Source organism: Fuchsiella alkaliacetigena (assembly GCF_023227765.1).
Taxonomy (GTDB): Bacteria; Bacillota; Halanaerobiia; order Halobacteroidales; family Acetohalobiaceae; genus Fuchsiella; species Fuchsiella alkaliacetigena.
In genome coordinates, this window is the sequence record NZ_JALKBZ010000085.1 from 1 (window position 1) to 6,588 (window position 6,588).

The 6,588-nt window shown below is 38.0% G+C and carries 4 protein-coding genes; all 4 read left to right on the forward strand.

Going from position 1 to position 6,588, the window contains the following annotated elements; translation table 11 throughout:
* The first annotated feature begins 83 nt into the window (after window positions 1-83).
* The 4 genes from thiE (at window position 84) to fdhF (ending at window position 6,401) form a co-directional block, all read left to right on the forward strand.
* The gene (gene thiE, locus MWH30_RS13250; RefSeq protein ID WP_248664573.1) at window positions 84-698 is read left to right on the forward strand and encodes a thiamine phosphate synthase; all 615 of its coding nucleotides are present in this window, start codon (window positions 84-86) and stop codon (window positions 696-698) included.
* 544 nt (window positions 699-1,242) lie between these two features.
* A complete protein-coding gene (gene nuoE / locus MWH30_RS13255; RefSeq protein WP_248664574.1) occupies window positions 1,243-1,734 on the forward strand; it encodes an NADH-quinone oxidoreductase subunit NuoE in 492 nt (163 codons plus the stop codon).
* Between the two features lie 140 nt (window positions 1,735-1,874).
* The gene (nuoF, locus tag MWH30_RS13260) at window positions 1,875-3,677 is read left to right on the forward strand and encodes an NADH-quinone oxidoreductase subunit NuoF (protein WP_248664575.1); all 1,803 of its coding nucleotides are present in this window, start codon (window positions 1,875-1,877) and stop codon (window positions 3,675-3,677) included.
* Window positions 3,678-3,701: 24 nt separating this feature from the next.
* Window positions 3,702-6,401 carry a formate dehydrogenase subunit alpha gene (fdhF, locus tag MWH30_RS13265; RefSeq protein ID WP_248664576.1) on the forward strand — a complete coding sequence of 900 codons (2,700 nt, stop codon included), beginning with the start codon at window positions 3,702-3,704 and terminating at the stop codon, window positions 6,399-6,401.
* The last annotated feature ends 187 nt before the right edge of the window (window positions 6,402-6,588 follow it).

Here is a 6,588-nt window from a genome sequence, read left to right on the forward strand (position 1 = left end):
GATTGCATCCTACACAATTGTAATCCTGTGAAATTGTGGTCTATAGTTAGTTTTGTATAGATTTTTATAAGCAGGATTATAAAATGCTTACAGATATATACTGTATTACTGCCGAAGAGTATTCTCAAGGCAGAAGCAATATTGAAGTAGTTGAGTCAATGTTAGCAGCAGAAGTAGAGATTATTCAGTATCGAGATAAGAAAAAAAGCAAGGCTGAAAAGTATCAGCAGCTGCTACAGATTAGAGAGTTGACTAAAGAAGCAGAAGCTAGTTTAATCGTTAATGATCACGTGGATTTGGCTTTGGCAGTAGAGGCCGAAGGGGTACATGTGGGTCAAGATGATTTGCCAGTAGAAGTAGTTAGAGAATTAGTAGGGCCAGAGATGATTATTGGGCTTTCTACTCATTCACCAACAGAAGCCCAAGAGGCTCAACAAAAAGGGGTTGATTATATCGGGGTGGGCCCGATTTTTGCTACTGATACCAAGGAGGATGTTTGTGCTCCCGTAGGTTTTGAGTATCTGGAATACGTAGTAGAAAATATAGAACTTCCCTTTGTAGCTATTGGTGGAATTAAGGAGCATAACATTAAGCAGGTACAGCAGCGCGGAGCAGAGTGTATGGCTTTGGTAACAGAAATTTTAGAAGCCGAGGATATTATAGAAAAAATCAAGGATTTAAGAGCCTTATTATCTTGATATCTTTTCGCTTATTCTTAATCTTACTAAGATAGCAGCTTTTTAATGAAAAGCTGCTATCTTTTATGTGAAATGGATAACGAAATTTCAGCTTTGTAGATTGAGTATTTAAGCAGTGATTTTTGGTTTTTAAGCAGGAATAAACAGACTAGTGATGAATTATATATAATAGATATAAACTCTTTTTTAATTTAATTAACAGTTTTCAACACCTACTACGCTTTGATTTTTTATATCAGGTTATAAATGTTATTTTTTTGCAATTTATTGACAAGTTTAAGATATTTGATATAATGTGAGTGGTTATATTCTTGATTTATGATCAATTTAAAATGATAAATTTACTATAAAATCAAAGCTAATAGAAGCTTTAAAAATGCTGCTAACTGATAAAAGATAGAGCTCTTAAGCTAAGCTTTTTACTATTAAAAGGCTGTAAATTACATATTAATTTAAGTTACTAGTTATAAAGTTATAAGTTATAAGTTAAATTTTCAGAAAGTTTTATTATTTAAACTTAAAAAAATGAAGGAGGGAATAAAAAATGGATTGTGCTTGTGGTAATTCAGAGCAGAACAAAGAAGAGTATCTTGCGCCTCTAAGGGAAGTATTAAAGAACTATGATGGTAAGCAGAAAGACTTGATTCCTGTTTTGCAGGATACTCAGGAGGAGTATGGCTATCTGCCAGCAGAGATTCTGGCAGAAATAGCAGCAGGTTTGGATTTGCCTTTTAGTCGAGTTTATGGAGTAGTAACTTTTTATTCGCAGTTTCATCTAGAGCCACGCGGTGAAAACATTATTAGGATTTGTATGGGAACTGCCTGTCACGTTAGGGGTGGCAGCAAGATTTTGGAGAAATTTAAAGATGAATTAGGGATTGAAGCTGATGAAACTACTGAGGACTTAAAGTTTACTATGGAATCAGTAGCCTGTATAGGAGCCTGTGGTTTGGCACCTGTAATTATGGTTAATGACAATACTCACGGTCGTTTAGTACCTGATGACGTACCAGAAATTATAGCTCAATATGAATGATCAACTATATTGAGGTTTGGAGGTGAATAGCTAAAGCTGAAAGGGGAGTTATTTAGTATAATAGTGTACTTTGAAGAAGATGAATTAATTATTAATGATAAATGGTTAATTATTTTAAGTAATCAGGGGGGGATAGTGGAATGAAAGATTCAACTTATCGTTCACAAGTTTTGGTCTGCGGCGGAACAGGTTGTGTTTCTTCAGGCTGTCAAGAAGTAATGGATGCTTTAGAAAATGAATTGAGTAGTAATGGTTTAGCAGATGAAATAAAGGTAGTTCAGACTGGTTGCCATGGTTTTTGTGAAAAAGGGCCACTAGTAATTGTCTATCCAAAGGGAGTATTTTATTGTCAAGTAGAGCCTGAAGATGTAGAAGAGTTAGTAGCAGAACATCTTCAAAATGATAATATTGTAGATCGTTTGTTATATAAAGACCCGGTGACTGAAGAAAGTATTTCAAATTATGAAGAGATAGACTTTTATCAAAAACAGCAAAGAATTGCTTTAGCAAACTGTGGTCATATCGATCCGCATGAAATAGAGGATTATAAAGAGCAGGATGGCTATCAAGCATTGAAGAAAACCTTGACTGAGCTAGAACCTGAGGAAGTAATAGATGAGGTTAAGGATTCTGGCTTACGAGGTCGAGGTGGAGGTGGCTTTCCTACAGGAATGAAGTGGCAGTTTGCTCGTGATGCCCAAAGCGATAAGAAATACGTTATTTGTAATGCTGATGAAGGTGATCCCGGAGCTTTTATGGATCGGAGCTTATTGGAAAGTGATCCACATCGGATTATAGAAGGTATGGTGATTAATGCTTATGCTATTGGTGCTGATGAAGGATATGTCTATGTGAGAGCAGAATATCCACTAGCTATTGAGCGTTTACAAAGAGCTCTTGATCAGGCTAATGAAGCGGGAGTATTAGGTGAGAATATTTTCGATACAGACTTTAGTTTTGAACTGCATATTAAGGCTGGTGCGGGAGCTTTTGTCTGTGGTGAGGAAACAGCTTTAATGGCTTCTATCGAGGGAGAACGAGGTATGCCTAGATCACGACCGCCTTTCCCAGCTCAAAAAGGACTATGGGGAGAGCCTTCTAATATTAATAATGTAGAGACCTTTGCTAATATTCCAGATATTATTTTAAAAGGTGCTGAAGAATTTAGTTCTGTCGGGACAGAAAATAGTAAAGGAACTAAGGTTTTTGCTTTAACTGGAAAAATCAATAATACTGGTTTAGTAGAGGTACCAATGGGAATTAGTATGAAAGAGATCATTTATGATATTGGAGGCGGAATTGGCGACGATAAAGAATTTAAGGCAGTACAAATTGGCGGACCTTCCGGTGGTTGTTTGCCTGAAGATAAATTAGACTTACCTATCGATTATGATTCTTTAATTGAAGCAGGAGCTATGATGGGCTCTGGTGGATTAGTGGTAATGGATGAGGATACTTGTATGGTAGATGTAGCTAGATTTTTCCTCAACTTTACTCAAAGCGAGTCCTGTGGTAAGTGTACTCCTTGTCGAATCGGAACTAAGCGAATGTTACAAATATTGGAGCGAATTACTGAGGGTGAAGGTAAAGAGGGAGATATCAAGCTACTGAGACGCCTAGCTAAAAATATTAAAAGCAGCTCCTTATGTGGCTTAGGACAAACAGCTCCTAATCCTGTTTTGAGTACACTTAGATACTTTGAAGATGAATATAAAGCTCATATCTATGATGAGGAGTGTCCAGCTGGTGCCTGTCAGGCTTTATTAGGGGCCTATGTAATTGATGAAGAGGACTGTGTTGGTTGTACTTCTTGTGTAGATGTCTGTCCAGTTGATGCAATTGAAGGTGAAAAGAAAGAGGTTCATACTATAGATCCTGAAGCATGTATTGTCTGTGGAAGCTGTGTAGATGAATGTCCAACGGATGCAATTTTTCAAGAATAAATAATTTGGGGGAGTGATAAAAAGATGGAGACTATTACTTTAAAGATAAATGATCAGGAAGTTGAAGTCGAAGCTGGAGCTACAGTTTTAGATGCGGCTGAAAAACTCGGCTTTGATATTCCAACTCTGTGTCACCATCCTGATTTAGAAGAGCATGGGTCTTGTCGAGTCTGTTTAGTTGAAGACGCCCAGAGTGGAAGTTTAATGGCTTCGTGTATAACGCCTGCTAGTGAGGGGATGGAGATTGAACTAGATACTGAGTTAGTAGAAGATGCTCGGAAGATGAATATAGAGTTATTGTTATCAGAGCATCCTAATGATTGTATGACCTGTGATGCTGATGGAAACTGTGAATTACAGTCTTTGGCTTATCAATATGGAATCAGCAATCCAGCTTTTGGTACTATGGAGAAGGCTCAGTTTGCAATTAAGGACAAAAATCCATTTATTCAGTTTAATCCTAATAAATGTATTCTCTGTGGAAAATGTGTTAGAGTAGATAATCATATTCAGTGCTCTGATGCTATTGATTTTGCTAATCGAGGTTCAGAATCTGTAATAGCTACGCCTTTAGAAGAGGGGCTTGGTGGTGAACATTCGAACTGTGTTTTTTGTGGACAGTGTGTAGAAGCTTGTCCAACAGGAGCTCTTAGTTATAAGCCGGCTCAGGGCAAAGGTAGAGTGCATGAATTTGAAAAGGTAGAGACTACTTGTCCGTATTGTGGAGTTGGCTGTCAACTTGAATTGAGGGTGAAGGATAATCAGATTGTTCAGGTTGGTTCGATCTATGATAAAGATCATCCAAATCCTTTAGGAGAAGCTTGTGTTAAAGGTCGTTTTGCTTATGACTTTGTTGATCATCCGGATCGTTTGAGTAAGCCTTTAGTTAAAAAAGATGGTGAGCTTCAGGAGGCTACTTGGGATGAAGCCTTGGATTATGTAGCAGAGAAGTTCAGTGAAATTAAAGATGAGGATGGCGGAGCAGCTTTAGCTGGCTTAGCTTCAGCTAAGTGCACCAATGAAGAAAACTATTTATTCCAAAAGTTTATGCGAGGTGTTCTTGGTACAAATCACGTAGATCACTGTGCCCGCTTATGACACTCCTCTACAGTGGCTGGTCTAGCCGCAAGTTTTGGTAGTGGAGCAATGACTAATTCTATTGAAGAGGTAGCAAAAGCAGATACAATCTTTGTTACTGGTTCTAATACTACGGAAGCTCATCCAGTGATCGGTAGTATGATCAAAAAAGCAGTTCGCAATGGAGCTAACTTAATAGTTGCTGATCCTAGAGAAATTGAATTATCTAAAGAGGCTGATGTTGCTGTTCAGCAAAAGCCTGGTACTGATATTGCCTTATTGAACGGGCTGATGCACGTAATCATTGAAGAAGGATTACATGATCAAAAGTATATTAAAAGTAGAACAGAGGGTTTTGAGGCAGTTAAGGAAATGGTGAAAGATTATCCTCCGGAAAAGGTAGAAGAAATTACTGGAGTTAAAGCTGAAGATATTATTGAGATGGCTAAGCTATATGCCGGGGTAGATGTAGCAGCTATTTATTACTCTATGGGTATAACACAGCATAAGTCAGGTACTGATAATGTATTAACTGTAGCTAGCTTAGCCATGTTAGCTGGAAATGTAGGTAAAGAAGGCGGTGGGGTTAATCCCTTACGCGGTCAAAATAATGTACAGGGAGCCTGTGATTTAGGTGGACTGCCTAATGTATATCCAGGTTATCAAAGCGTTGAAGACCCTGAGATTAAAGATAAATTTGAGAAAGCTTGGGGTGTGGAATTAGATGGTCAAGCTGGCTTGACTATAGTAGAGATGCTTGATGCTGCTGATAAGGGAGATATCAGAGGCTTATATATTATGGGTGAAAACCCAGTGCTTTCTGATCCAGATCAGCATCACGTAGAAGAAGCTTTAGAAAAGCTTGAATTTCTAGTGGTTCAGGATATCTTCTTAACTGAAACGGCTGAATATGCAGATGTTGTTTTACCAGCATCCTGTTTTGCTGAAAAAGAAGGTACCTTTACTAACTCTGAGCGGAGAATTCAAAAGATTAATAAAGCTGTAGAGGCTCCAGGTGTAGCTAAGTCAGACTGGGAGATTATCTGTGAGTTAGCTGAGAAGATGGGCTATGAGATGGATCTTAATTCTCCGGCGGAAATAATGGATGAAATTGCTGAAGTAACACCAATTTATGGTGGTATTAGCTACGATAGATTAGAGAATGAAGAGTTACAGTGGCCTTGTCCTGATCAGGATCATCCGGGAACTAAGTTCTTGCATGAAGGTGAGTTTGCTCACGGCAAAGGTAAGTTCCATGCGGTAGAACATGCTCCGCCAATTGAAGCAGCCGATGATGAGTATCCTTATATTATGATGACTGGTAGAATGCTCTATCACTATCATACTGGTAGTATGACTAGACGTTCTGCTGCGGTTGATGCTCATGAACCAGATGCTTATGTAGAGATTAATAAGCAGGATGCTGCTGAGTTAGGAATTGAGGAAAAAGATAGAGTTAAGGTAGCTTCACGTCGAGGCGAGGTAGAAACCTACGCTAGAATTGGAACTAGAGTTAAGCCTGGCGAAGTATTTATGCCTTTCCACTTTGTAGAGAGTCCAGCTAATAGACTGACTAATGATGAGTTGGATCCTAAAGCTAAGATTCCTGAGTTGAAGGTAACTGCTGTTAGTGTAGAAAAGGTATAGCGCTAGGAGTAACTTGCTATAAATGTATATTGATTTAAATAAGATCTAGTCTAGTATTAGGCTAGATCTTATTTTTTAACTAAAGTTTTAGTGTCGAAGAAAGACTTATGTTCAGGGCAATCGCAAGAAAGAACTCTAAAATAGATTTAATTTCTTCCCTTTAAGATGCTATAATTAAAAGCAAAAA

Excerpts from the sequence above, each read along its gene's own strand:
- nuoE (WP_248664574.1), top strand. The coding sequence starts at position 1,243 with ATGGATTGTGCTTGTGGTAATTCAGAGCAGAACAAAGAAGAGTATCTT.
- nuoF (WP_248664575.1), top strand. The coding sequence starts at position 1,875 with ATGAAAGATTCAACTTATCGTTCACAAGTTTTGGTCTGCGGCGGAACA.
- thiE (WP_248664573.1), top strand. The coding sequence starts at position 84 with ATGCTTACAGATATATACTGTATTACTGCCGAAGAGTATTCTCAAGGC.